At 63.6% G+C, this 22,252-nt stretch carries 28 protein-coding genes; 17 read left to right on the forward strand and 11 right to left on the reverse strand.

What is annotated here, in order from left to right; all coding sequences use genetic code 11:
• Positions 1–112: 112 nt before the first annotated feature.
• Positions 113–1,477: a histidine kinase gene (locus B2W55_RS25655; RefSeq protein ID WP_024580237.1), complete on the reverse strand. Its 1,365-nt coding sequence runs from the start codon at positions 1,475–1,477 to the stop codon at positions 113–115.
• Between the two features lie 189 nt (positions 1,478–1,666).
• Between B2W55_RS25655 and B2W55_RS25660 the strand changes: the two genes are divergently transcribed.
• Both B2W55_RS25660 and fghA read left to right on the forward strand, forming a co-directional pair.
• The gene (locus tag B2W55_RS25660; protein WP_024580236.1) at positions 1,667–2,287 is read left to right on the forward strand and encodes a response regulator transcription factor; all 621 of its coding nucleotides are present in this window, start codon (positions 1,667–1,669) and stop codon (positions 2,285–2,287) included.
• A gap of 30 nt (positions 2,288–2,317) precedes the next feature.
• Complete coding sequence (gene fghA, locus B2W55_RS25665; protein ID WP_024580235.1) at positions 2,318–3,157, forward strand: S-formylglutathione hydrolase; 840 nt, start codon at positions 2,318–2,320, stop codon at positions 3,155–3,157.
• Positions 3,158–3,171: 14 nt separating this feature from the next.
• Here the strand turns inward: fghA and B2W55_RS25670 are convergent, their stop codons facing one another.
• Entirely contained in the window at positions 3,172–3,651 is a 480-nt protein-coding gene (locus B2W55_RS25670) for a DUF3280 domain-containing protein (RefSeq protein WP_024580234.1), read from the reverse strand.
• Positions 3,652–3,827: 176 nt separating this feature from the next.
• Between B2W55_RS25670 and B2W55_RS25675 the strand changes: the two genes are divergently transcribed.
• The 6 genes from B2W55_RS25675 (at position 3,828) to B2W55_RS25700 (ending at position 8,671) form a co-directional block, all read left to right on the forward strand.
• Positions 3,828–5,009: an ABC transporter substrate-binding protein gene (locus B2W55_RS25675; RefSeq protein WP_024580233.1), complete on the forward strand. Its 1,182-nt coding sequence runs from the start codon at positions 3,828–3,830 to the stop codon at positions 5,007–5,009.
• Between the two features lie 5 nt (positions 5,010–5,014).
• On the forward strand, positions 5,015–5,992 hold the full coding sequence (locus B2W55_RS25680) for a YVTN family beta-propeller repeat protein (RefSeq protein WP_024580232.1): 978 nt from the start codon (positions 5,015–5,017) through the stop codon (positions 5,990–5,992).
• Positions 5,989–6,816 carry an ABC transporter ATP-binding protein gene (locus B2W55_RS25685; protein WP_024580231.1) on the forward strand — a complete coding sequence of 276 codons (828 nt, stop codon included), beginning with the start codon at positions 5,989–5,991 and terminating at the stop codon, positions 6,814–6,816. Before B2W55_RS25680 ends, B2W55_RS25685 begins: the two co-directional genes overlap by 4 nt.
• Positions 6,813–7,661 (forward strand): ABC transporter permease, encoded by an 849-nt coding sequence (locus tag B2W55_RS25690; protein WP_024580230.1) that lies wholly within the window; start codon positions 6,813–6,815, stop codon positions 7,659–7,661. The genes B2W55_RS25685 and B2W55_RS25690 overlap by 4 nt, the downstream gene beginning before the upstream one ends.
• Positions 7,658–8,275 carry a hypothetical protein gene (locus B2W55_RS25695; RefSeq protein ID WP_024580229.1) on the forward strand — a complete coding sequence of 206 codons (618 nt, stop codon included), beginning with the start codon at positions 7,658–7,660 and terminating at the stop codon, positions 8,273–8,275. Before B2W55_RS25690 ends, B2W55_RS25695 begins: the two co-directional genes overlap by 4 nt.
• 99 nt (positions 8,276–8,374) lie before the next feature.
• Positions 8,375–8,671 (forward strand): copper-binding protein, encoded by a 297-nt coding sequence (locus B2W55_RS25700; protein ID WP_024580228.1) that lies wholly within the window; start codon positions 8,375–8,377, stop codon positions 8,669–8,671.
• 25 nt (positions 8,672–8,696) lie between these two features.
• Here the strand turns inward: B2W55_RS25700 and B2W55_RS25705 are convergent, their stop codons facing one another.
• Together B2W55_RS25705 and B2W55_RS25710 are read right to left on the reverse strand one after the other, a co-directional pair.
• Positions 8,697–9,233: a PQQ-dependent catabolism-associated CXXCW motif protein gene (locus B2W55_RS25705; RefSeq protein ID WP_029878940.1), complete on the reverse strand. Its 537-nt coding sequence runs from the start codon at positions 9,231–9,233 to the stop codon at positions 8,697–8,699.
• Between the two features lie 17 nt (positions 9,234–9,250).
• A complete protein-coding gene (locus B2W55_RS25710) occupies positions 9,251–10,132 on the reverse strand; it encodes a substrate-binding domain-containing protein (RefSeq protein ID WP_024580226.1) in 882 nt (293 codons plus the stop codon).
• A 203-nt stretch (positions 10,133–10,335) separates the two neighbouring features.
• Here B2W55_RS25710 and B2W55_RS25715 point away from each other — a divergent pair, with 203 nt between their 5' ends.
• The gene (locus tag B2W55_RS25715; protein ID WP_291532309.1) at positions 10,336–11,226 is read left to right on the forward strand and encodes a quinoprotein relay system zinc metallohydrolase 2; all 891 of its coding nucleotides are present in this window, start codon (positions 10,336–10,338) and stop codon (positions 11,224–11,226) included.
• Positions 11,227–11,269: 43 nt separating this feature from the next.
• Positions 11,270–12,094: a quinoprotein dehydrogenase-associated SoxYZ-like carrier gene (locus B2W55_RS25720; protein ID WP_024580224.1), complete on the forward strand. Its 825-nt coding sequence runs from the start codon at positions 11,270–11,272 to the stop codon at positions 12,092–12,094.
• 25 nt (positions 12,095–12,119) lie between these two features.
• Here B2W55_RS25720 and B2W55_RS25725 read toward each other — a convergent pair whose 3' ends face one another.
• Positions 12,120–12,464 (reverse strand): hypothetical protein, encoded by a 345-nt coding sequence (locus B2W55_RS25725; protein ID WP_371412487.1) that lies wholly within the window; start codon positions 12,462–12,464, stop codon positions 12,120–12,122.
• Between the two features lie 101 nt (positions 12,465–12,565).
• Here B2W55_RS25725 and B2W55_RS25730 point away from each other — a divergent pair, with 101 nt between their 5' ends.
• Genes B2W55_RS25730 through B2W55_RS25745 form a run of 4 tightly spaced genes read left to right on the forward strand, consistent with a single transcriptional unit; the run spans position 12,566 to position 15,381 of the window.
• Positions 12,566–13,546 carry an ABC transporter substrate-binding protein gene (locus tag B2W55_RS25730; protein ID WP_024580222.1) on the forward strand — a complete coding sequence of 327 codons (981 nt, stop codon included), beginning with the start codon at positions 12,566–12,568 and terminating at the stop codon, positions 13,544–13,546.
• A 2-nt stretch (positions 13,547–13,548) separates the two neighbouring features.
• Positions 13,549–14,286 (forward strand): ABC transporter permease, encoded by a 738-nt coding sequence (locus B2W55_RS25735; RefSeq protein WP_024580221.1) that lies wholly within the window; start codon positions 13,549–13,551, stop codon positions 14,284–14,286.
• Positions 14,276–14,986: an ABC transporter ATP-binding protein gene (locus B2W55_RS25740; protein ID WP_024580220.1), complete on the forward strand. Its 711-nt coding sequence runs from the start codon at positions 14,276–14,278 to the stop codon at positions 14,984–14,986. The genes B2W55_RS25735 and B2W55_RS25740 overlap by 11 nt, the downstream gene beginning before the upstream one ends.
• 41 nt (positions 14,987–15,027) lie before the next feature.
• Positions 15,028–15,381, forward strand: a complete 354-nt coding sequence (locus B2W55_RS25745) for a hypothetical protein (protein ID WP_024580219.1) — start codon at positions 15,028–15,030, stop codon at positions 15,379–15,381.
• On the opposite strand, the gene B2W55_RS25750 is transcribed toward B2W55_RS25745, so the two are convergent.
• From B2W55_RS25750 to B2W55_RS25770, 5 genes are all read right to left on the reverse strand, one after another.
• Positions 15,382–15,618: a hypothetical protein gene (locus B2W55_RS25750; RefSeq protein ID WP_024580218.1), complete on the reverse strand. Its 237-nt coding sequence runs from the start codon at positions 15,616–15,618 to the stop codon at positions 15,382–15,384. It abuts the gene before it with no gap.
• A 101-nt stretch (positions 15,619–15,719) separates the two neighbouring features.
• On the reverse strand, positions 15,720–16,811 hold the full coding sequence (locus tag B2W55_RS25755; RefSeq protein WP_244468639.1) for a hypothetical protein: 1,092 nt from the start codon (positions 16,809–16,811) through the stop codon (positions 15,720–15,722).
• Between the two features lie 58 nt (positions 16,812–16,869).
• Entirely contained in the window at positions 16,870–16,950 is an 81-nt protein-coding gene (gene pqqA, locus B2W55_RS25760; protein WP_009031067.1) for a pyrroloquinoline quinone precursor peptide PqqA, read from the reverse strand.
• A 339-nt stretch (positions 16,951–17,289) separates the two neighbouring features.
• Positions 17,290–17,688, reverse strand: coding sequence for an EF-hand domain-containing protein (locus tag B2W55_RS25765; protein WP_024580216.1), 399 nt, complete (start codon positions 17,686–17,688; stop codon positions 17,290–17,292).
• The gene (locus tag B2W55_RS25770; RefSeq protein WP_157817301.1) at positions 17,685–18,161 is read right to left on the reverse strand and encodes a hypothetical protein; all 477 of its coding nucleotides are present in this window, start codon (positions 18,159–18,161) and stop codon (positions 17,685–17,687) included. The genes B2W55_RS25765 and B2W55_RS25770 overlap by 4 nt, the downstream gene beginning before the upstream one ends.
• 198 nt (positions 18,162–18,359) lie before the next feature.
• Here B2W55_RS25770 and B2W55_RS25775 point away from each other — a divergent pair, with 198 nt between their 5' ends.
• From B2W55_RS25775 to B2W55_RS25785, 3 genes are read left to right on the forward strand one after another with little or no spacing between them, the layout of a single operon-like run.
• Positions 18,360–20,024: a methanol/ethanol family PQQ-dependent dehydrogenase gene (locus B2W55_RS25775; RefSeq protein ID WP_024580214.1), complete on the forward strand. Its 1,665-nt coding sequence runs from the start codon at positions 18,360–18,362 to the stop codon at positions 20,022–20,024.
• Positions 20,025–20,037: 13 nt separating this feature from the next.
• Complete coding sequence (locus B2W55_RS25780; RefSeq protein ID WP_024580213.1) at positions 20,038–20,388, forward strand: c-type cytochrome; 351 nt, start codon at positions 20,038–20,040, stop codon at positions 20,386–20,388.
• The gene (locus tag B2W55_RS25785; RefSeq protein ID WP_024580212.1) at positions 20,385–21,323 is read left to right on the forward strand and encodes a substrate-binding periplasmic protein; all 939 of its coding nucleotides are present in this window, start codon (positions 20,385–20,387) and stop codon (positions 21,321–21,323) included. Before B2W55_RS25780 ends, B2W55_RS25785 begins: the two co-directional genes overlap by 4 nt.
• A 16-nt stretch (positions 21,324–21,339) precedes the next feature.
• Here the strand turns inward: B2W55_RS25785 and B2W55_RS25790 are convergent, their stop codons facing one another.
• The gene (locus B2W55_RS25790) at positions 21,340–22,248 is read right to left on the reverse strand and encodes a flagellin (RefSeq protein ID WP_024580211.1); all 909 of its coding nucleotides are present in this window, start codon (positions 22,246–22,248) and stop codon (positions 21,340–21,342) included.
• Positions 22,249–22,252: the final 4 nt, after the last annotated feature.

Genomic DNA, 22,252 nt, shown 5'->3' on the forward strand with positions numbered 1-22,252 from the left:
ATCCCCACCAGTTGGTATTGCGATACTAGGAAGCGAATGACGGACCACGCTACCGTCAATGTTCCCGAAAGACTCGGGAATACTTCCCGAGCACCGTTCCCGCCGGCTCTGCCTAGGGTTGTGCGGCTTTCGGAACGAGCGCCTCGACGGTCACACCATCATCGCCGGACCTGACGTTGAGCGAACCACCCAGCGCGAGGATTCGTTCGCGCATGCCGGTCAATCCGCGTCCATCCTTGTAGCCGGGCCGCAGGCCGCGGCCGTTGTCGCTGACGCGCACCAGTGCGCAGCCACGGCTGTCGCGCACGCCGGTTTGTCGCTCCGCCGGTTCGATCGTGATGCTGACCGCCGTTGCGTCGGCGTGACGGAAGACATTGGTGAGCGCTTCCTGGACGATGCGGTAGATCGTCAAATCGGCGGTCTCTCCGGTCGCACCAAGCGTATGGGAAACGCTGCTCTCGATCTCGACCTCCGGATGGGATTCGCTCCACAATCGCACCAGCGCGCCGAGCGCCTCGCGAAGTCCGAGTTCCGCGAGGCCCGCTGGCCGCAACCGTTCGAGGATGCGCCGCGTGAATTGCTGAAGCGCGTTGACCTGCTCGAGGATGGCGTTGCCATGCTTGCGCAGCGCTGCCGGATCGGGTCGGTCGACATCAGACAATCGCGTCAGGGCGCCGGCGTGCGCGCGCAACGCGAACAGATAGGGCCCGAACTCGTCGTGCAATTCGCGCGCGATCTCCTTGCGCTCGGAATCCTGAAGCGAGACCGCGCGCTCGGCGAGCCGCCGCTTGCCTTCGACTGCTTCACCCAGGGTTGCGGCCAGATGGTTCAGTTTGGCACAGATCGCCGCCAGTTCGGGCGAACCGCCGGGCTCGACGCGCGCATCGTAATACCCTGCCTCGATATTGGTCATGGCCTGTGCCAACGCCTCCAGCGGTGCGAGCGCGCGGCCGACGACCAGCATGGTCACCAGGAAAAGCACGACCGCAATCGCGGAACCGACCTCGAGCTGGGTGACGATGCCATCCCAGATCTCGGCTATTTCGTCATCAGGATGCGAGGTGATGACAAGTGATTGCGGCTTGCCATGGATGGAAATCGGCACCGTCACCGACGTCTGCTCCGGATGCACCAATGCGACGAACCATGCGGGCGGAGCGCGCAGATCATCGGCCTGCTCGGAATGCTCCGCGGTCCTGGGGCCAGCATCGCCCTGCCGCGTGATGCTGACGTGACGCAGCCTGCTCAAGTCCTGGACGATCTGGTCGAGCCGCGCGTCCGGGTCGGGCACATCGCTGAGACCAGCCACCATCGTCTCGACGAACTCGCGGGCCAGCCGGGTCACGCTCTGGTCCTCAGCCTGGACGCGGGGCCCCGCTTCCAGCACGAGCCGCGCGATATTGATGCCCAGTCCGAGCGCCAATATCAGCGCCAGCAAAAGGTTGATCCGTGCGCGCAAGGATAGTCTTCGCCACATTGCGTTGCCCCCGACCGCGGTCGTCCTCCTCCTAGAGGATCGTTGACAGCCAAACTTGCCCGGCTATCTAATCCCACCCTACTGCAATCACGCACGTGGTGCACAAGCTGACCGGAACAGATGTTCCCCAGGACTTGCTCCAGATGATGCGATGATGGATGAATCGAAGCAGGTCGATGGGATAACGCCATGCGCATTCTGATCGTTGACGACCACCCCATCGTGGCTTCGGGCTGTCGCACCGTATTCGCCGACGATCCGGAGGTCGAACTGATCGATGCACCGGACGCCGAAAGCGGCGAGCGGGCCTTCATCGGGGAACGACCCGCGATTTGCGTCATCGACATCAACCTGCCGACGGTCTCGGGCTTCGAGCTGGCGCGCCGTATCCTGGCCCGCGATGCCAACGCACGCATCATCATGTTCAGCATGAACGATGACCCGGTGTTCGCCGCGCGCGCCATCGATATCGGCGCCAAGGGCTACGTCTCGAAGACCGGCGACCCCAATGATCTGGTGGAAGCAGTGCGAGAGGTCGGCAATGGCGGGGTCTATCTGCCGCCCGCGATCGCGCGCAGCGTCGCCTTCGCGCGCCCGAGCTTTGCGCAAAATCCACTCTCCAAGCTGACCTCGCGCGAAATGGAGATCCTGCGCCTGCTCAGCTCCGGCAAGAGCCTGTCGGAGATCGCCTGGCTGGTGCACTCGTCGTACAAGACGGTCGCCAACACCTCCTCGATCATGCGCCAGAAGCTCGGCGTACGCACCTCGGCGGAGCTGGTGCGGCTGGCAATCGAGAGCGGCGTCGCCTGACGCCGCGCGTCAATACAGAGGAATACGGCAATGCAGACGGTTTCCCAGAACAAGTCGCATGGCGGCACGCAAGGCGTTTACCGGCATCCGAGCCGCGAGACCAAGACCGACATGACCTTCTCGGCGTTCGTCCCGGCCCATGCATCCGGCGCCAAACTGCCCGTCGTCACCTATCTGTCGGGCCTGACCTGCACGCACGCCAACGTCACCGAGAAGGGTGAATTCCGCCAGGCCTGCGCCGAGCTTGGCCTGATTTTCGTCGCGCCTGACACCAGCCCGCGCGGCGAAGGCATTCCCGGCGATCCCGCCAATGCCTACGATTTCGGGCTCGGCGCCGGCTTCTATGTCGACGCGACGGAACAGCCGTTCGCGACCAATTACCGGATGTGGAGCTACGTCACCGAGGAATTGCCCAAGCTCGTCGCCGAGCAATTTCCGGTCGACACGACGCGGCAATCGATTCTCGGCCACTCGATGGGCGGTCATGGCGCATTGACGGTGGCGCTGCGCCATCCCGATCGCTATCGCGCGGCGAGCGCGTTCGCGCCGATCGTGGCCCCCTCGCAGGTGCCGTGGGGCAACAAGGCGCTCGGCGGCTATCTCGGCGCCGACAAGCAGGCGTGGCGCAAGCACGATGCGGTCGCTTTGATCGAGGATGGCGCCCGATTCTCCGATCTGCTGGTCGACTATGGCGATGCCGACGGATTTCTCAACGAACAGCTACGGCCCGAATTGCTGAAGGCTGCCTGCGAGAAGGCCAACGTTCCCCTCACCCTGCGCCGTCAGCCCGGCTACGACCACAGTTATTACTTCATCTCGACCTTCATGGCCGATCACCTGCGCTGGCACGCCGCGCGCCTGAAGGCGTGAATCTCTGATTTCCGCTACCGTGCTTGCGGCGCGCCGTAGTTCGGCGCGAGCAGGCGGTTGCGTATGAGGTAGTCGGTGGCGCGCGACCAGGATTCGTCGGTATTGCCGCGCATGTCGGCGCTCGCCGCCGCCACCAATTGCCCGGTGTGCACGTCGCGCAGATAGAGATTGATGTTGAGGATGAGGTTGGAGACCTTCTGCACCACGCCGGTGATGGCAAGATCGGCGCCGAGCTCGCCAGCCAGCTTCACGTCGCAGCCACCGCAGGCCTGAAGATTGCTGCCGTGCGCCGCAGCATTGACCGGCGCAATGTCGAGCACCTGGAACCTGCCCGATTCCGCCAGCTCCTTGCGCACCTGTTCGCCGGTCCGGAGCAGTCGCGCCTGCTCGTCGGCCTGCGGTCCGTTCACCTCCCCTTGCAGGCTGGTGTCGATCATCTCGAGATCGAACACGGCGAGCTTGGGCGGCTCGGCACGCGCTGCCGCCGCGGACATCGCCAGCAAACAAACAACGAAGCTCAGCGTTGATCTCATGATTGTGAACCAATCGGAATATGTAATCTCGCAACGGCAAAAAGCGGGGTTGCAAGCTAGGCCAATTCCGTCATCTTGCACGTCAACGCACGGTCCCACAACGCCGTGCCCAGTGAAGAAAGACCGCGGGAGGATTTATGTTCCGATGGCTGATCGGCACGATCGCGCTCAGCATGATGGCGACCGGCGCGCTGGCGGCTGATCCCGTCGAGATCCATATCGGCTATCTCGGCCATGCCGGCATCAAAGCGACCCTCTCACTGGTCGAGCAACCCGCTGATAACGACGGCGTCGCCGGCGCACGCCTTGCCATCGAGGACAACAATACGACCGGGAAATTCCTCAACCAGCGCTTCGTCCTCGACGAGGTCAAGGTCAAGGACAGCGACGACGTCGCCAAGGTGGCTGGCGATCTCGCTAGCCACAACGACTACATCATCACCGACCTGTCCGCCGATGCCCTGCTCAAGGTCGCCGACGCGCTGCGCGACCGCGGCACCGTGCTGCTCAATGCGGGTGCGATCGACGACCGGCTGCGCGAGCAGGATTGCCGCGCCAATATCATCCATATTGCGCCGACCCGCTCGATGCTGGCGGATGCACTTGGCCAGTATCTGGTGTGGAAGCAGTGGAAGCGCTGGCTGCTGGTGGTCGGCTCGCATGATCAGGACAAGCTCTACGCTGACGCGCTGCGACGCGCCGCGACGCGGTTCGGCGCCAAGATCGTCCAGGAGCGGACATTCGAGGACACCGGTGGCGCACGCCGCACCGACAGCGGCGTGACGCTGATCCAGCGCCAAATGCCGGTGTTCACACAGCAGGCACCAGCCTACGATGTGCTCGTCGCCGCCGACGAGAGCGAGGTGTTCGCGAACTACCTGCCCTACCGGACCTGGGACCCACGGCCCGTGGCGGGCTCGGCCGGCCTGGTGCCGACGAGCTGGGACGCGGCACATGACCAATGGGGCGCGGTCCAGCTCCAGAGCCGCTTCGTCAAGCTGAACATGCGCCGCATGACGGCGCTCGATATGCAGGCCTGGACCGCCGCGCGCATGATCGGGGAAGCCACCTCGCGCACCAATTCCGGGGATCCCAAGAAGGTCGTCGCCTTCCTCAAGAGCAAGGATTTCTCCATCGCGGCTTTCAAAGGCACGCGATTGACCCTGCGCGACTGGAATCTGCAGCTGCGCCAGCCGATCCTGCTGGCCGATGGCCGTATGGTCGTTTCGGTCTCGCCGCAGGAAGGTTTCCTGCATCAGGTCTCCGAACTCGACACGCTCGGTGTTGACCGGCCTGAAACGAAGTGCAAGCTGCAGTGAGGGAGATGAAACGCATGTGGCGCCGCTGTCTGTTGACCGGGATGCTGGTTTGGCTTGCCGCGACACCGGCGTCCGCTTTCGTTGCCTACGTCTCCAACGAGAAGGGCAACACGGTCAGCGTGATCGATACCGACACCTGGACGGTGACGAAGACCATCAAGGTCGGTCAGCGGCCGCGCGGCATCGAGTTCTCGCGCGACGGCAAATTCGTGATGGTCGCGGTCGGTGACGATGACACCATCCAGGTGATCGATACCAAGACCCAGGAGATCGTCGACACCCTGCCCTCCGGACCCGATCCGGAATTGTTCACCCAGGATGCCGCCGGCAAGACACTCTATGTCGCCAACGAGAACGACAACACGGTCACCGTGATCGACCTGAAGACGCGGGCGCGGATCGGCGATATCCAGGTCGGCGTCGAGCCCGAAGGCATGACGGTGAGCCCGGACGGCAAGATCCTGATCAACACCTCCGAAACCACCAACATGGCGCATTTCATCGACACCTCGACGCGCCAGATCGTCGCCAACGTGCTGGTCGATTCACGGCCGCGTTTTGCCCAGTTCAAGCACGACGGCTCCGAATTGTGGGTCTCCTCCGAGATCGGCGGCACGGTGTCGATCATCGATCCGGTCAAGCGCGTGGTGACCGGCAAGGTGACCTTTGAAATTCCGGGCTTACGGAGCGAGGCGATCCAGCCCGTCGGCATCGGCATGACCAAGGACGACAAGACCGCGTTCGTCGCGCTCGGTCCTGCCAATCGCGTCGCAATCGTCGACGCCGCCACCCACAAGGTCATCAAATATCTGCTGGTCGGCCAGCGGGTCTGGCACATGGATTTCACGCCGGACGAAAAATACCTGCTGGTTACCAACGGCGTCTCGAACGACGTCTCGGTGATCGACGTCGCCGCCCAGAAGGTGATCAAGACCATTCAGGTGGGCGAACTGCCCTGGGGAATCACGATCGCGCAGCCATGACCGCAACCGACGCGCATATCGCGAGCCAGCTCGCGCCGGGCGCCGCTCCCGCAGCGGCCGCGGGCGCGGCCGTGCAGCCAGCACTGTCGATCGGCAATGTCAGCCACAGCTACGGCCCGCGCCGCGCCCTGATCGACGTCAATTTCACGGTCCAGCCGGCGAGCTTCACTGCGCTGTTGGGCCTCAACGGCGCTGGCAAGAGCACGTTGTTCTCGCTGGTGACACGGCTGTTCGGCATCCAGAACGGCCGGATCAGCATCTTTGGCCACGACATCAGCCGCACCCCGGGCGAAGCGCTGCGGCTGATGGGCGTCGTGTTCCAGCCGCGCACGCTCGATCTCGATCTGTCGCTGACGCAGAACCTGCTCTATCATGCCGCGCTGCATGGCATCTCGCGGCGCGAGGCGCGGCTACGCAGCGCCGAGGTGCTGGGCCGCATCGACCTTGCCGACCGCGCCGGCAGCAAGGTGCGCGATCTCTCCGGCGGCCAGATGCGGCGGCTCGAGATCGCCCGCGCGCTGCTGCATCGTCCCCGGCTGTTGCTGCTCGACGAGGCCACCGTCGGGCTCGACGTCAAGGCGCGCGCCGACATCCTCGACCACGTCCGGCAGCTCGTCACCGAACAAGGCATCGGCGTACTCTGGGCCACGCATCTGTTCGACGAGATCATGCCGAACGACGACCTCGTCGTGCTGCATCAGGGCCGGATGCTCGCGCATGGGCCGGTGTCGCGCGTGATCGCGGACGCCGGCGCCCAGGACGTCAATACCGCATTCATGCGCCTGACCGGAACGGCAACCCTCACCGGAAAACCGCCACCATGAGCAGCACGACGGTCACGCCTGAGCGAAGCGGCTTCTCGGTGTCGGAATACATCGTCTGCCTGAACGGCATCGTGTGGCGCGAGGCGCTGCGCTTTCTGCATCAGCGCGAGCGCTTCGTCTCGGCGCTGGTCCGGCCGCTGGTCTGGCTGTTCATCTTCGCGGCGGGCTTCCGCCAGGTGCTCGGCATCTCGATCATCCCGCCCTACGAGACCTATATCCTCTACGAGGTCTATATCGCGCCCGGCCTGATGGCGATGATCCAGCTCTTCAACGGCATGCAATCCTCGCTGTCGATGGTCTATGACCGCGAGATGGGCAACATGCGCACGCTGCTGGTCAGCCCGTTGCCACGCGGCTACCTGCTGTTTTGCAAGCTGCTCGCCGGCACCGCCGTGTCGCTACTCCAGGTCTACGCGTTCCTCGCGATCGCGTGGTTCTGGGACATCACGCCGCCGACGATCGGCTACCTCACCGTGCTTCCGGCGCTGGTGCTTTCGGGCCTGATGCTCGGCGCGCTGGGCATGCTGATCTCGGCCAGCATCAAGCAGCTGGAGAATTTCGCCGGCGTGATGAACTTTGTCATCTTCCCGATGTTCTTCGCATCGTCGGCCCTCTACCCGCTGTGGCGGGTGCAGGAAGGCAGTCCGATGCTGTATTATGTCTGCCAGTGCAATCCGTTCACGCACGCGGTGGAGCTGATCCGGTTCGCGCTGTACGGCAAGATGAATTGGGTTTCGCTCGCGGTGGTCGCCGGCTGCACGGTGGTGTTCATGATCGGCGCGATCCTGGCTTACGATCCATCGCGCGGCCTGGTGCGGCGCGGCCCCGGCGGAGGCGAGACATGACAGCTTGGCCTGTGGGAGTGGGCGCCCTGCTCGCGATGGTTCTGTCGAGCCATGTCGCCTCAGCTGCCGACCCGCGCTATCCGGACTGGCCCTGCCAACAGGCCAAGGTGCCCGAGATCTCGCTCGCCGCGGTCTGGGCCGGGCCTCCGCTCGGCGATGCCGAAGCCAAGTGGAAGGACGATCCCAAGATCAACGCACTTGCGACTAAGCTCGCCGCGCGCCGCGTTCCGTTGGAGGAAGCGCAAAAGCAAATCACCGAATTCCTGCAAGCCTCAGCGGCCGACAAGGCCAATGCCGGAAAGCTGCTGTTCGCGGGCCTGTTCGATACGCTCAACGGCCAGCGGGCCTCGGTCATGAACGGGCTCGAGCGCGTGATGCGCAAGCAGCGCGAGGCCGCGGAAAAGATCCGCGACGATACGATCGCGCTGCAAAAGCTACAGGACGCGACGCCGCCGGACCAGGCCAAGGTCGATGAACTCGGCAACCAGTTGGTCTGGGAGACCCGAATCTTCGAGGACCGCGGGCGGGTGGTCAAATTCGTCTGCGAGGTGCCGACCACCATCGATCAGCGCCTGTTCGCGCTGGGCCGCACCATTGTGCAGGAACTGGATTGAGGCCTGCGACGCATCGCCCGGCAATGGCAAAAATGCTGCGGGAACAAACGACGCTGCCTGCTCGTTGACCCCAACTATATCTGAAGTTGGGAGACCTCCATGAGAGCAGCCAAGATCGTCATGACCAGCCTCGCCGCTGCGAGCCTGATCACCTCAGCGGCTCTGGCCCAGCAATCCATGTCGGGAATGGTCACCAAGATTGACCGGCTGCGTGGAACCATCTCGATCCAGCAGATCCCGACCGGCACCGTGGGTGCGGCCGGCGCTGCGGTTCAGGAATACAAGGTGCCCAAGGCACAGTCGCTCGAAGCCTTCCATGCCGGTGACAAGGTGACATTCACCGCGTCGGACAGCGACGGCGGCAAGACCATCGACAAGCTCGACATGGAGAAATAGCGTGCACGTCGCGCGGGGGTCGGCTTCACGGCTCGCCTTCGCGCGGCTCCGGCTGCGCATCCACCAGCGGCAGATTGGCCCGCCCCCAGCCGTCGGTTCCCTCCGGATACCACGCCACGTTGCGGTAGCCGTAAGACAGCACGCGCTTGGCTGCGTTCCACGACATCCAGCAATTTTCCTGGCAGTAGATCACGAGCAATCTGGCCGCGTTGCCTTGCGAGGCGCGGGCCAGCCCGCGCCGAAGATACTCTTCTGTGGATGTGGCGAGCCTGCCGTAACCGGTGTCAGGCAGCCAGATGCTGCCGGGAATGTCGGAATGCGGCCGCTCGCGCCACACCGTGCCGGCGGGCAGGTTCGGCTTCGGCGCACGCGGCAGCACATCGACGAAGGTACCGGACTTGTCGCGCCAGATCGCTGCCGCTTGCTCGGTCGTGAGCACCCGCGCGCCGGCAAGCGTCGTCGGCACCGGCGCGCGATAATCCGCGGTGCGATAGCCCTCGGGCTCAGCCGGTTTGTCTTGCGCGCGGACAGGCGAAGCGGCGATCGATATCACCGCAAACATGGCCACGCACAGCCGGATCACGGCGATTTGGTCGCGGTCTCCGGCCCGATCGGACGGTCGTTCTCGTCGAGCAGTGGAACGCCGTAGTCGAGCAGGATCTTGTTGATCGCCGGCTGATTCTCCTGGATCAGGCGATTGAGCTGCCGCTTCCAGTTCTGATCGGACGCCCGCACGCCCATGCCGATGCGATAGACCAGCTTCGGTCCCGTGGTCTCCTTGACCAGCGGCGTGATATGCAGCGGCGGGGTCGCCTTCTTGGCATAGTACCCCGCCATCGGTCCCCACAGGATGCCGGCGTCGATCTCACCCTTTTCGAGATCGTTCATCATCGCCTCGGCCGACGAATCGTAACGCGTGTCGATCATCAACGGATAGGGCTTGGCGTTGGCCATCAGGCCGTTGATCGCCATGTTGGTCGCGGGCGGCGTTCCCGCCACGATGCCGATATGTTTGCCTTTCAACCGCGCGTCCTCGAGCGTGGTGACCTCGTCGAGCCCGCTGCCCGGCCTCGCGACGATCGCATAGGCCGTGCGGTAATAGGGATTGGTGCCCTGCGCGAGATCATCCCCTTGCGGAAAGCCCATGATCACGTCGCAGCGATGCGAGCCGAGCGTGACGCGCACGAAGCCGGTCGCCTGCGGAAAAAACATGTAGTCGAGCTTCTTCTGCAACTTCTCGGCAAGCAGCTCGCCGATCTTGTTCTCGAAGCCTTCGCCCTTTTCGTTGGAGAACGGCAGGTTGCGCGGGTCGGCGCAAATCCGCAGCACCTTGGGATCGACGAGTTCGATGGAGAGTTCGCCCTGATCATTGATCTGCGCGCGCGCGATGTCGCGGCCGGCGAGACAGGCAATGAAGCCGGCAAGCGCGAACAGGACAGGACGGCATCCGACAAATCTCATCACGCGGTCTCCTCTTGATCAGACGGTTCGCCGTCGTCGAGCAATTGCCCGGCGCGCCATGACGTGCAACAGCAATCATGATTGCGACGGCGCCGCGTTGCTTGTTGCAGCGCAAACTGGAGCGCGACGACATCGATCGCGCGTCGCGACGAAACTGAGGCGGAAAAATGGCTCATGGCGGTTCGGTGCTTGCGCTGCTCCTGATGCTCTGGACGCCGACCATAGCGCGGGCGCAACAGGCGGAATTGCCTGTAAGCGAAGTCGCCCCCGGAATATTCGTTCACACCGGGGTCATCGCATTGATGACGCGCGAGAACGAAGGCGCCATCGCCAATGTGGGGTTCGTGATCGGCGACAGCGCGGTTGCCGTCATCGACACCGGCGGCAGCGTCCGCGAAGGGCAGCAGTTGCTTGCGGCCGTCCGTAGCCACACCGACAAGCCGATCCGTTACGTGATCAACACCCACGCCCATCCCGATCACAGCTTCGGCAATGCTGCATTCACAGGCGATGGCACCAGCTTTGTCGGCCACAAATTGCTGCCGCGGGCGCTGGCGACGCGTGGGCAATTCTATCTCGACGGCTTTCGCCGAACGATGGGCGATGCGTTGATCGACGAAGTCCGGATCATTCCGCCAACCATCCTGGTCGACGACACGCTCAAGCTCGACCTCGGCGGACGGACCCTCACGCTCAAGGCATGGCCGCCCGCCCACAGCGACAACGACCTCACCGTCTTCGACGCGCAGACCGGAACCCTGTTCGCCGGCGATATGGTGTTTATCAACCATATTCCGGTGGTCGACGGCAGCCTCAAGGGCTGGCTGCGCGCGCTCGACGATCTCCAGGCAATTCCGGCCAAGCGCGTGGTTCCCGGTCACGGACCCGTGAGCAAGTGGCCCGCGGCGCTCGCCGATGAACGGCGTTATCTCGATACGCTGGCCGCCGACGTCCGTGCCCTGGTCGCGAGCGGCAAGCCGATCACGGCAGCGGCAGAGCATGCCGTAGCCGCCGAGCGGCCGCGCTGGCAGCTGTTCGACGACTACAATGCCCGCAACGCAACTGCAGCATTCTCGGAAATTGAATGGGAGTAACGGTTCGTCCTATAATGACGCGGCTGCATAGGATCTCGCGAACATGCCCCGACATCGCGCCCGCCTGCTCTGCATCGCCAGCCTCTTCGTGATCGCGCTGGGCGCACCGGCTGCGCTCGCCACCGAGGGCTATGATCCATGGCCCGGCCTGGTCCAGGACATCTTCAGCAACCGCCCGATGAACGATGGCAGCGACGTCATCGGCATCGAGATGCCCGCGCGCGCGGAAGATGCCGCGATCGTCCCGGTGACGCTGCGCACCAAGCTATCGCCCAGCGACAGCCGCCGTGTCGTCGCGATCACGCTCGTGATCGACGAGAACCCGGCGCCGATGGCGGCGAAGTTCACGCTCGGACCGGACGCCAATGTCAGCGAGATATCGACCCGCGTCCGCGTCAACAACTACACCAACGTCCACGCCGTCGCTGAGCTCAGCGACGGCAAGCTCTATGTCAGCAAGATCTACGTCAAGGCATCCGGCGGCTGTTCGGCGCCGGCCGCCAAGAACCTCGAAGAGGCGAAGAACCGACTCGGCCAGATGCGTTACCGGCAGTTCGCAAAGCCCGAACAGGGACCGGCGAGCAGCACGCGGGAAGCCCAGATCATGATCGGCCATCCCAATAACTCGGGCCTGCAAATGGACCAGATCACGCAGCTCTATATTCCGGCCTTCTTCGTCAACGAGCTGCATATCTGGCAGGACGACAGTCCGGTGCTGGCGATGGAAGGCGGCATCTCGATTTCCGAAGATCCCAACATCCGCTTCACCTACGTCTCGAACGGCGCCAAGCACGTTCGTGCCGAAGCCAAGGACACCGACGGGCACGTCTTCGAGCACGAATGGAAGGTCGAGAACCCCGGGACCTGAGGCATTCGCGAACTCACGGTCGACGCTAGAAGCACCTGACTTCGGCTTCGGCCTGGGCGCGCCTGAGGTCGTTGAGCGCATTCGCGGCCTGCTCGGATGAGCGGAACTGGCCACCCAGATTGCCGCGCACCTGCGACATGCTCAGCACGGTCTCGGCGGTGACGTAGCGATCATAGGGGATGATCGAGGCAACGACGTCGATCGAACAGGAGCACTGCTCGATCGATTGCCGGCTTTCACCGTTCGCCTTCATGCAACCGAACACATATTCCGCCCGCGCCGAGGTCGGATAGTCATTGATCTCCTGAGCCCGTGCGCCCATGAAAGACCCGGCCAGCACGGCCAGGACGGCGACAATCGGTCGTAGCATGCCAGCTCCTGCCATGGTCCTGCTTCCTCTTCCCTTCGCGCAAGCTATGCTATGGGTGTTGAACAGAAAAGAAAACATTCGGGGAAGTGGCTCAAGAAACGATGATCATCTCTGTTCGCGCGGTGTTGGCTGCGGCAGTTCTGGCGGTCATGCAGTTCGGCACCTCGTGCAACGCGGAGACCATCCGCGTTGCAGCGCAGAAGACCGGAACGCTGGCTTGGGAACTGGCCGTCATTCGCTCCCATGGTCTCGACAAGAAGGCCAATTTGTCGATCGACGTCGTCGAGCTCGCCAGCCCCGAGGCCGGCAAGATCGCGCTGCGCTCCGGTACGGCAGATGTCATGGTGTCAGACTGGCCCTGGGTGTCGCGCGAGCGATCGCTCGGCGCCAGGCTGCAATTCTATCCCTATTCGAGCGCGCTGGGCGCCGTGATGGTCCCGGCCTCGTCGCCAATGAAGACGCTGTCCGATCTCAGGGGACGCAAGCTTGCCGTCGCCGGCGGACCGATCGACAAGAACTGGCTGCTGTTGCAGGCCGCATTGAAGCAGGACGGCGTCGACCTGAAATCGCAGGCGACCATCGTCTACGGCGCGCCGCCGCTGCTTGCGGCCAAGACGCTCGGCGGCGAGATGGATGCGACGCTCAACTACTGGAATTTCTGCGCCGCGCTCGAAGCCAAGGGCTTTCGGCGGCTCGCCGGCATGGAGGACATCCTGCAGAAGCTCGGCACCAAGGGTCGCATCGCGATGATCGGTTACGTGTTCGACGAGACCTGGGCCAATGCCCACAAGGATCTGGTGGCCCGTTTCATCGCCGTGACTCGCGCCGCCAAGGACATTCTCGCCACCTCGGACGCCGAATGGGACGCGATCGCGCCGCTGACCGGCGCCGGCGATGCAGCAACCCTGCATGCCTATCGCGACCGCTACCGCGAAGGCATTCCACGCCGCCCGATCGCCGACGAGGAAGCGGATGCACGCGTGCTCTACCGGGTGCTGGCGCAGCTCGGCGGCCGCGATCTGGTCGGCACGGCAACCGAGCTCGATCCCGGCACGTTCTACCAAGCGATCCCTGGAGGCTGAGGGTGCTGCGCCTCCTGTCATTCGCGCTGTTCATCGCGACCTGGTGGGTCGCCTCGCTCGTGATCGGCGATGCCAAATTGCCGGCACCGCCGGCGGTGCTCTCGGTGCTCGCTGCCGAGGCCCGCTCGGGCGCGCTGTTCGTCAATCTCGGCGCCACGCTGGCGCGGGTGGTGCTGGCCTTTACGCTGGCAATGGCGCTCGGCTCGGCGATCGGCTACCTGATGGGCCGCGTTTCGCTTGCCAACCGCCTCGGCGATCCTTGGCTGATCCTGCTGCTCAATTTGCCGGCCCTGGTCGTCATCGTGCTGGCCTATATCTGGGCCGGGCTGACCGAGGTCGCCGCGATCGCCGCCATTGCCATCAACAAGCTGCCGACCGCGGTCGTCACGCTGCGTGAGGGGGCACGCGCGCTGGATCCCGCGCTCGACGAGATGGCAACGGCATTCGCGATTCCGCGCGGCCGCGCTTTCCGGCATGTGATCCTGCCACAGCTTGCGCCCTACATCGCGGCGGCGGCGCGCTCGGGGCTTTCGCTGGTCTGGAAGATCGTTCTGGTCGCCGAATATCTGGGCCGGCCGAACGGTGTCGGCTTCGAGATCGGCGTCGCTTTCCAGTTGTTCGACATTCCCTTGCTGCTCGCCTACTCGCTGAGCTTCGCCGCGGTCGTGCTCGTCATCGAGACGGCGCTGGTGCAGCCGTTCGAAACCCGGCTAACGCGGTGGCGGCTCCGTGCAGCTTGAGGTCAATATCACAGGCAAGAGCTTCGAGAACGCGGCCGGCAAGCGGCACGACGTGCTCGACAACGTCACCTTCACGCTGAACGCCGGCGAGGTCGGCGTGCTGTTCGGCCCGTCGGGCTGCGGCAAGAGCACCCTGCTCCGGATTCTCGCAGGCCTCGACGCCAACTACCACGGTCATGTCACGCGCTCACCCGGCATGCGGCTTGGCATGGTGTTCCAGGAGCCACGGCTGCTGCCCTGGCGTTCGGTCGAGGACAACGTCCGGCTCGCCGCACCTGATGTCGACGACGGCACGCTGTCGGCGTTGTTCGAGGTGCTCGAATTGAGCGTGCACCGCAATCATTTTCCTGGTGAATTGTCACTCGGCCTCGCCCGCCGCGTCGCGCTTGCCCGCGCCTTCGCCGTCGAGCCGGATTTCCTGATCCTCGACGAGCCGCTGGCCTCGCTCGACAACGCCCTCGCGGGACGGTTGCGCGACCAGGTCGCCACGCTGGTGGCCAGCCACAAGATGATGACGCTGCTGGTCACGCATGATCTCGACGATGCGGTCCGCCTCGGCGATCGCCTGTTCTTCCTGTCGCCGCGGCCGGCTCGCATCCTTCATGTCGAAACCATCGCCGCGCAGCGCGCGGCGCGCGGCGAGCCCGAAATCGGCGAAATCAAGCAACGGCTCTTGCAGTTGGACCTTGCAAATATGTGATCTGCCGTCATCCTCGGACAAAAGCTCAAGGGAGAGATTGAATGTCACGCGCCTGGATTGTCGTTGGTGTTGGATTGCTGGTGTTGCCCGCCGCGGTGCTTGCCCAGAGCAAGGGCAAGGGCATTCGGCTGTGGAATCTGACCAGCGCCACGATCTCGAGCTTCGAGCTCTCGCCGGCCGGCAAGAACGAGTGGGGTCCGAACCAGACGCTCAACGACAAGGACAAGGAAGTCGATCACGACGAGCGCCTGCGCATCACCGGCGTCGAGCCGGGCCGCTACGACGCCAAGGTCGGCTACAGCGGCGCCAGGCAGTGCTTGGTCCGCGACATCGAGATCAAGGCCGATGCCGTGTTCTCGGTCTCCGACAAGGACCTCAAGAACTGCAACAAATAGCTAACCTGCGGTCGCTTCGCCGTCCGTGCGAGCGCGGTCATTGGAATGCGGATATTCGCAGCGCCAGCGCACCGCAGTCCATTTCGGATGCTGACCGACCCATTGCGCGATGTATGGTGGCGCGGCCATCGCACATTGCTGCAACGAGCCATTCCAGTCGAACAGCAAATGCTGCTCCTCGCAGGTCGCGGGCGACAACACGGCACATACAGTGACGATCAGATCTATCGGGTTCATGTGCGATCCCTAAAGCGTGCTCATGACTAGATAATACGACGAAATACGTAGTCAGCCAGTCGACGGTTTCACAGCCCCGTGAAGCGCTATGGGAACCAGGCCTAGAAGTTCAAGCCATACACCAGCCGCGCCTGATGGCGTTCGAAATTGACCAGGTCGAGAACGGTGTTGCTCCCTGCCCGCTGCCCCCACGCCTGGACGCTCCAGGTCGCAGTCAGCCGCGAGCGGTCGGAGAGCTGGACATAGGCCGTAGGCCCGATGAACAGCGCCTGGCCGGAGAATTCATCCAGGCCAATCCCTTCATATTTTCTGAAATAGCGCACTTCGCCACCGAGCTGAATATTCGGCCTCAACTTGGCCATCAGCCCGAATGCGACGCCGATCGTGGCATCCTGTTCAGCGGCGCCGGTGCTCGGCATCCGAGTCCATTCCGGCTCATAGCTGACATTCAGGGCGGCGACCACGAAATTCGGAATCACCTCGCGGTCGAACGCCACTATGAATTCGGTGCCATAGCTGCGGACCGCGGCAGCGGTCGTCTCGTCGACACGGTCGGCGTGCATCTCCAGCGCCAATGTCATGCCGAACGGCGCCACGTCGCGATCGAGAAAGCGATAGCGGAAGTCCGCCGAGACACCCTGCCACGACAATTGACGGCGATCGTCAAAACCCGGCACGTGGCTGATGTCGAACGCCGAGAACGACGTCCCGAGCTCGACACGAAAGTTCGGCGCCGGAACGAGTTCGATCTCCATTTCCTGATTGAGCGCGCGATAACGGCCGCCATCCTTGACGAAGTGTCCAGTGGTCTGGCTCTGGAATTCGCGCTCGCCGGCATCGCCGACATCGGATCCGATCATGAAGCCGAAGATGTGCTCGGTATCAAACCCCTCGGCGTAGGCAGCAAGCGGTAGCACCGCGGCGATGCCGGCAATTGCCGCGCAGACCACGCCCACCCAACGTGCTCTCCCGATCTCGAGATTCATTGTCCCGAACCACCGCCTCGAACCGCACTGTAGGACGAAGCGATGCGGCCCGCCAATCGCGCAGGCAGGGTCGAGCTCAACGTCTTGTGGGAAGGATCTGGGGAAGCCGCACGAGCGTCGCCAGAGCGTTTTTGGGCGAAGTGGATACCAGTTCGCGCGAAAGAAACGCGAAGACAAGAACCCAGAGCCGCGAAAGACGCCTGCCACGGCTCGACGCAGCAAACTGCATGAGCCGGACAGGCCGTCTCGCGTTGCTTGTCTGAGCTTACTTACGCGCCGCGCAGGCGTACATGTTGATTTCCATGCCCACCGGCACTTCGACGATCTTCGGTGTCTTCCAGGCCATTTCCTTCTCCCAAGTATGAGTTGACGCAAGCCTCGCGTCGCGCAGCAAGCCAGGTCTGGCCTTTCCAGGGCGCAAGCCGGGCGGTGAAGACCCGACTTCACTGCTGGACATGCCGAAACGGACGACAGCTCGCCGACGCCCGCCCCGCACTGAAACGGCCGGGAAACCCCGACACTGTTCTGTCAGGCATTTTCCGGTTGCCGGGCAGCGACGCGCCGTCAAGCAGACCACATTGCTCCGGCCACATCTTGCCCAAGAGCGAAATCGCCATTTTTTGTTGTCCGCAGGGCTTTGGCGGCAAATCCGAAGTTCGCCCGCCAGGAATCCGGCGGCAAGCGCCTATTTGAGCAGGCGCAGCAGGGCCCGGCCGGCGCGTGACTTCAGCTCCTTCGCATCCAGCGTACCGTCATTGTCGGGGTCGGCAGCCTTGAAGCGCTGCTCGACGACCGCGAGGTATTCGTCGAGCGTCAACGTGCCGTCGTGATCCGGGTCCGCCATCTTGAGCTCCTTCGCGGTCAACCGTCCGCGCAATTCGCGCACGTCGAGCGTGCCGTCATGATCAGGATCCAGCTTCGCGAACAGGTCGGCGGCGGCCTTCTTGGCTTCGGCAAGGTCGACCGTGCCGTCATTGTCGGGATCGAGCATCTTGAGCGCGCTGCCCCGGCCGGATGCCGCCAAAGCGGGACCAGACAGAACGGCCACGGCTAAAGTCAAAGCAAGAGATCGGCGCGAAATCATCGTTCGTCTCCTTCGATGTCGCTCCGGCGAACGAGATGGAGCGTGCCCTGCAAATCAGGGTCCAGCATAGCAGCTTCGATGCAGCTTCCTACAACCAGTGCAACCGGCAAGACCATGTCGGGTTTCGGGTGGAAAGAGAGCGTCTCACAGATCATCAGTGATGTCAGGTCGATTGCATTGCGCTTGAACGAGCGAGGTGACGCCATGAATGGCAGATGCAGAAGCGCGTTGGGCTGCCTTGTCGCGCTCACTTTGATCGCGCCGACGTTCGCACAGAATGGAGCTCCGGCGGCGGAGGCAGTGCAGCAGCGCACGCTCACCGGCAAGGAGCGGCTCGGCCGCAAATGGACCGATGAGCAGCGCATCGACAATTGCAATGTGCCGCCGGACAAGCGGGGCACGAAGCCGCGTTCGAGCGTCTGTCCGCACGCGCCGTCGAGCTGATCGAAGCGTGCGCAGTGCGGTATGGCCACCGGCCACGCGTGGTGTTGCGTATTCCACGTGACGGTAAGCTACGGAGGCGCTTACGGAAAACTTGTCCCTCTCGACCAGCCTCCGCGGTCGGCTGGGTTCGTTCACGTTTTCGTATTGACCCGTTTTGGTTTCAGGCCGATGGTTCCGTCCGCAACGTCAGGAATAGGCGTGCAGAAAAGGTTCATTGGGAGGATATGATGAGACGCATTGCGCTGGCCGCAAGCCTCGTGATTCTTGCATCTTATGGTGCAAGCGCTCAGACCACCGAACAGTTGGTCAAGGGTGCGACTGATACATCGAACGTTCTCAATTACGGAATGGGTTACAATCTTCAGCGCTTCTCGACGCTGAACCAGATCAACAAGGACACCGTCAAGAATCTGGTGCCGGTCTGGAACTACAGCCTGAACGACGACCGCAGCGAGGAATCGCAGCCGCTCGTCTATCAGGGTGTCCTCTACGTCACCACGCACAGCGCCACGATCGCGGTCGACGCCAAGACCGGCAAGCAGATCTGGAAGACCAAGGTCGAGTATCCCGCCGAGACGCCGCGTATCGTCTGCTGCGGCATCATCAACCGCGGCGCCGCGCTGTATGACGGCAAGGTGTTCCGCACCACCCTCGACGCCAATGTGATCGCGCTCGATGCCAAGACCGGCAAGGAGCTGTGGCGCCAGAAGGCGGCGGACATCAAGGAAGGCTACTCGATGACGGTAGCTCCGCTGGTCGCCGACGGCGTCGTCATCACCGGCATCTCCGGCGCCGAGTTCGGCACCCGTGGCTTCATCGACGGCTGGGATCCCGCAACCGGCAAGAAGCTCTGGCGGACCTATTCGATTCCGACGCCCGACGAGCCTGGTGGCGATACCTGGAAGGGCGACACCTGGAAGCTCGGCGGCGGGTCGACCTGGATCACCGGCTCCTACGATCCAGAGCTGAACACGGTGTATTGGGGCATCGGCAATCCCGGACCGTTCAACGCCGCCGTACGTCCCGGCGACAACCTCTACACCTGCTCAGTGCTCGCGCTTGATCCGAAGACCGGCAAGATCAAGTGGCATTACCAGTTCTCGCCGAACAACCCGTTCGACTATGACTCGGTGGCCGAGATGGTGCTTGCCGACATGAATGTCGAGGGCAAGCCGACCAAGGTGCTGATGGACGCCAACCGCAACGGCTTCTTCTACGTGCTCGACCGCACCAACGGAAAGCTGCTCGCGGCCAATCCCTATGTGAACGTCAATTGGGCAACCGGTGTCGACATGAAGACCGGGCGTCCGATCGAGACCGACGTCGTCAAGGACGCGCGTGACGGCAAGAAGGTCACGGTCTATCCGTCGATCCTCGGCGGCAAGAACTGGGAGCCGATGTCGTTCAACCCGCAGACTGGCCTCGCCTATGCCAACACGCTGGCGTTCGGCGGCAAGTACAAGTCCGAGCCGGCGACCTACAAGCAGGGCGAATGGTACGTCGGCATGGATCTCACCGATCCCTGGGAATGGGGCACCGGACCTCGCGGCCATCTCAAGGCGATCGATCCGATGACCGGCAAGGCGAAGTGGGAAGCGCCAAGCGACATTCCGCGCTTCTCCGGCGTGCTCTCCACCGCCGGTGGCGTGGTGTTCTCCGGCCAGTTGACCGGCGAATTCGAGGCGTTCGACGCCGATACCGGCAAGAAGCTCTGGCAGTTCCAGACCGGCTCGGGCATCGAGGGGCAACCCATCACCTGGCAGCAGGACGGCGTGCAGTATATCGCCGTCAACTCGGGCTATGGCGGCGTCTACTCGCTGTTCTCCGGCGACGAGCGGCTGGCCAAGGTGCCACCGGGCGGCTCGCTGTGGGTTTTCGCGGTCAAGAACTGAGCGCGGAGCACACGTGACTGAAAGCGTAACCTCGTTGACGGCGGCGATCCTCGCCGCCGTCGCGGCAACCTTGATCATGTTGATCCCGGCGGCCGCACAGCAAGCCAGTGCAATCGACCTTCAGGGACAGGCCGACCAGGGCAAGATCACCTACGCCAAGAACTGCTCGCACTGCCATGGACCCAACATGGTCAACTCCGGCACCATCACGCCGGACCTGCGCGCGTTTCCCGACGACAAGACGCGCTTCGTGACCACCGTGAAGCAAGGCAAGAACGGCAAGATGCCGCCCTGGGCCGACATCCTGACCGAACAGGAGATTGCGGACGTCTGGGCCTTCCTGGCGAGCCGGAGGACGCCATGAAGGCTCTCCTTGCAGGCGCGGCAACAGCACTGCTTCTGGCAATGGCGGGCGTAGCCAATGCCGCCGACGACCCGCTCAAGATCTGCCTCGACGAGGATCTTCCACCGTTGTCGGCACATCACCGCGGCAAGCCGGATTCCGGCTTCGACGTGGCGCTCGCACAAGCCATTGCCGAGCGGCTTGGACGGCCGCTCAAGATCCAGTGGTTCGAGAGCAAGCTCGACGAGGATTCGAGCCCCGCGCTCGAGGCCAACGCGCTGCTGTCGGACGGCCGCTGCTCACTGGTCGGTGGCTACGCCCTGACCAAGGACTCGCTGGTGACGCCCGGCGTCGCCACGGCCAAGCTGCCCGACTTCGACGGCGCCACCCGCGAGGATCGCCGCCGGCGGATTCCAATCGGCGTGCTGGCGCCGAGCCGGCCTTACATCTATTCGCCGATGACGGTCCTGCTCGGCGCCAAGGCCGGGGACAGGATCAAGGACCGCAAGATCAGCGATATCGGCGATCTCGCCGGGCTTCGCCTCACGATCGAAAGCGGCACGCTGGGCGATGCCATTCTGATGACCTTCGACAAGGGAAAGCTGATCGACGACATCACCCACCTCGTTCCGGGGCGCAGCGACCTCCTGGGCGAGCTCGAGCGCGGCGAATACGATGCCACGCTGCTCGACCTGCGCCGCTTCGACGCCTACCGCGCGAGCCATCCCGACACCAAGATCACGGCCTCCGGCTATTATTATCCGATCGGCGCCAACCGCGGTTACGTCGCGCTCGAAACCGACAAGGCACTGCTGGACGCCGTCAATGCGGCGCTCGAGGAGTTGCAGAACAAGGGCATCATCGCTCAGCTCGGCCAAGCCGCTGGTCTCACCTGGCTCGCGCCGCGCGAGCCGGCCGTCCTCGGTGATGTCTGGCTAAAGATCTTGAGCCGGTGATGCGCGAGACCGCAGGTTATCTCAGATAACTCGCCAGATTCAGGCTCTGGATCTTCGAGATCGCCGAATAGGACGCGGTCAGCTGGGCCTGATAGGTCGAAAGCTGCGCCGTCACCGCGGCGACATCGACGCTGGTAAGGTCGGTCGACAGCGTCTTCGCAAAAGACTGGTAGTCGCTCTGGTTCGAGCTGGCGGTCTCGATCTGCGCCGCGTCGGTCGACAGCTTTGCCTGTACGGTTGACGTCGCATCCAACGCACTGTTGGCGAGGTCGAGCGCCTGGGTTATGTCGCTCGATGACAACGTCGTGCTGTTGCCGACGAACTTCAGCAGCCGCATAACCTGCTCGAAGGCGGGATTGTCGGCGGTGACGCCATAGGAGACCGACTGGCTGTCCGAAACGCGCACCGACGCGATCTCGCTGTCGCCCTCGTAGTAGCTGGTATCGGCCGTGGTCAACGAGCCGGTGCCCGTTGCAAAGCTCGACAGGTCGGCCGGTGCGGTGTCAGTGCGGGCGCCGCTGAAGACGTATTCGCCGTCGTACTGGGTGTTGAGCAGCCCCTGCATCTGCGACAACGCCTGCTGGGAATAGTTGATCACCGAGGCCGTCGCCGTGCTGCTGCCTACGGTGGCGGCACTGAGCTGGGTACGCAGCTGGGTGATGATATCGGTCACCGAGCCCACCGCCGAATACATCGCCTGCACCTTGTTGTCAGCGAGCGTGCTTGCATCGATATAGGACTGCGCACGCGTCACCGAGACCTGCAGGTTGATGACACGCCCGGCGCCGGAGCCATACCCGCCGAAGTCCTCCGATTGCAGGCCGGACGACTCCTGCACCTGCTCGTTGGCCATCGCGGCCTGCACCCGCAGCGCGCTTGAGATCATCTGATCCGACTGCGCAAAGGTGGCAACACGCATCATCATGACG

The organism is Bradyrhizobium sp. UBA2491 (assembly GCF_002341725.1).
GTDB lineage: Bacteria > Pseudomonadota > Alphaproteobacteria > Rhizobiales > Xanthobacteraceae > Bradyrhizobium.

Bases quoted from the DNA above. Each gene is read 5' to 3' on its own strand.
- B2W55_RS25655 (WP_024580237.1), bottom strand. From the start codon at position 1,477: ATGTGGCGAAGACTATCCTTGCGCGCACGGATCAACCTTTTGCTGGCG.
- B2W55_RS25660 (WP_024580236.1), top strand. From the start codon at position 1,667: ATGCGCATTCTGATCGTTGACGACCACCCCATCGTGGCTTCGGGCTGT.
- fghA (WP_024580235.1), top strand. From the start codon at position 2,318: ATGCAGACGGTTTCCCAGAACAAGTCGCATGGCGGCACGCAAGGCGTT.
- B2W55_RS25670 (WP_024580234.1), bottom strand. From the start codon at position 3,651: ATGTCCGCGGCGGCAGCGCGTGCCGAGCCGCCCAAGCTCGCCGTGTTC.
- B2W55_RS25675 (WP_024580233.1), top strand. From the start codon at position 3,828: ATGTTCCGATGGCTGATCGGCACGATCGCGCTCAGCATGATGGCGACC.
- B2W55_RS25680 (WP_024580232.1), top strand. From the start codon at position 5,015: ATGAAACGCATGTGGCGCCGCTGTCTGTTGACCGGGATGCTGGTTTGG.
- B2W55_RS25685 (WP_024580231.1), top strand. From the start codon at position 5,989: ATGACCGCAACCGACGCGCATATCGCGAGCCAGCTCGCGCCGGGCGCC.
- B2W55_RS25690 (WP_024580230.1), top strand. From the start codon at position 6,813: ATGAGCAGCACGACGGTCACGCCTGAGCGAAGCGGCTTCTCGGTGTCG.
- B2W55_RS25695 (WP_024580229.1), top strand. From the start codon at position 7,658: ATGACAGCTTGGCCTGTGGGAGTGGGCGCCCTGCTCGCGATGGTTCTG.
- B2W55_RS25700 (WP_024580228.1), top strand. From the start codon at position 8,375: ATGAGAGCAGCCAAGATCGTCATGACCAGCCTCGCCGCTGCGAGCCTG.
- B2W55_RS25705 (WP_029878940.1), bottom strand. From the start codon at position 9,233: ATGTTTGCGGTGATATCGATCGCCGCTTCGCCTGTCCGCGCGCAAGAC.
- B2W55_RS25710 (WP_024580226.1), bottom strand. From the start codon at position 10,132: ATGAGATTTGTCGGATGCCGTCCTGTCCTGTTCGCGCTTGCCGGCTTC.
- B2W55_RS25715 (WP_291532309.1), top strand. From the start codon at position 10,336: ATGCTCTGGACGCCGACCATAGCGCGGGCGCAACAGGCGGAATTGCCT.
- B2W55_RS25720 (WP_024580224.1), top strand. From the start codon at position 11,270: ATGCCCCGACATCGCGCCCGCCTGCTCTGCATCGCCAGCCTCTTCGTG.
- B2W55_RS25725 (WP_371412487.1), bottom strand. From the start codon at position 12,464: ATGCTACGACCGATTGTCGCCGTCCTGGCCGTGCTGGCCGGGTCTTTC.
- B2W55_RS25730 (WP_024580222.1), top strand. From the start codon at position 12,566: ATGATCATCTCTGTTCGCGCGGTGTTGGCTGCGGCAGTTCTGGCGGTC.
- B2W55_RS25745 (WP_024580219.1), top strand. From the start codon at position 15,028: ATGTCACGCGCCTGGATTGTCGTTGGTGTTGGATTGCTGGTGTTGCCC.
- B2W55_RS25750 (WP_024580218.1), bottom strand. From the start codon at position 15,618: ATGAACCCGATAGATCTGATCGTCACTGTATGTGCCGTGTTGTCGCCC.
- pqqA (WP_009031067.1), bottom strand. From the start codon at position 16,950: ATGGCCTGGAAGACACCGAAGATCGTCGAAGTGCCGGTGGGCATGGAA.
- B2W55_RS25765 (WP_024580216.1), bottom strand. From the start codon at position 17,688: ATGATTTCGCGCCGATCTCTTGCTTTGACTTTAGCCGTGGCCGTTCTG.
- B2W55_RS25775 (WP_024580214.1), top strand. From the start codon at position 18,360: ATGAGACGCATTGCGCTGGCCGCAAGCCTCGTGATTCTTGCATCTTAT.
- B2W55_RS25785 (WP_024580212.1), top strand. From the start codon at position 20,385: ATGAAGGCTCTCCTTGCAGGCGCGGCAACAGCACTGCTTCTGGCAATG.
- B2W55_RS25790 (WP_024580211.1), bottom strand. From the start codon at position 22,248: ATGATGATGCGTGTTGCCACCTTTGCGCAGTCGGATCAGATGATCTCA.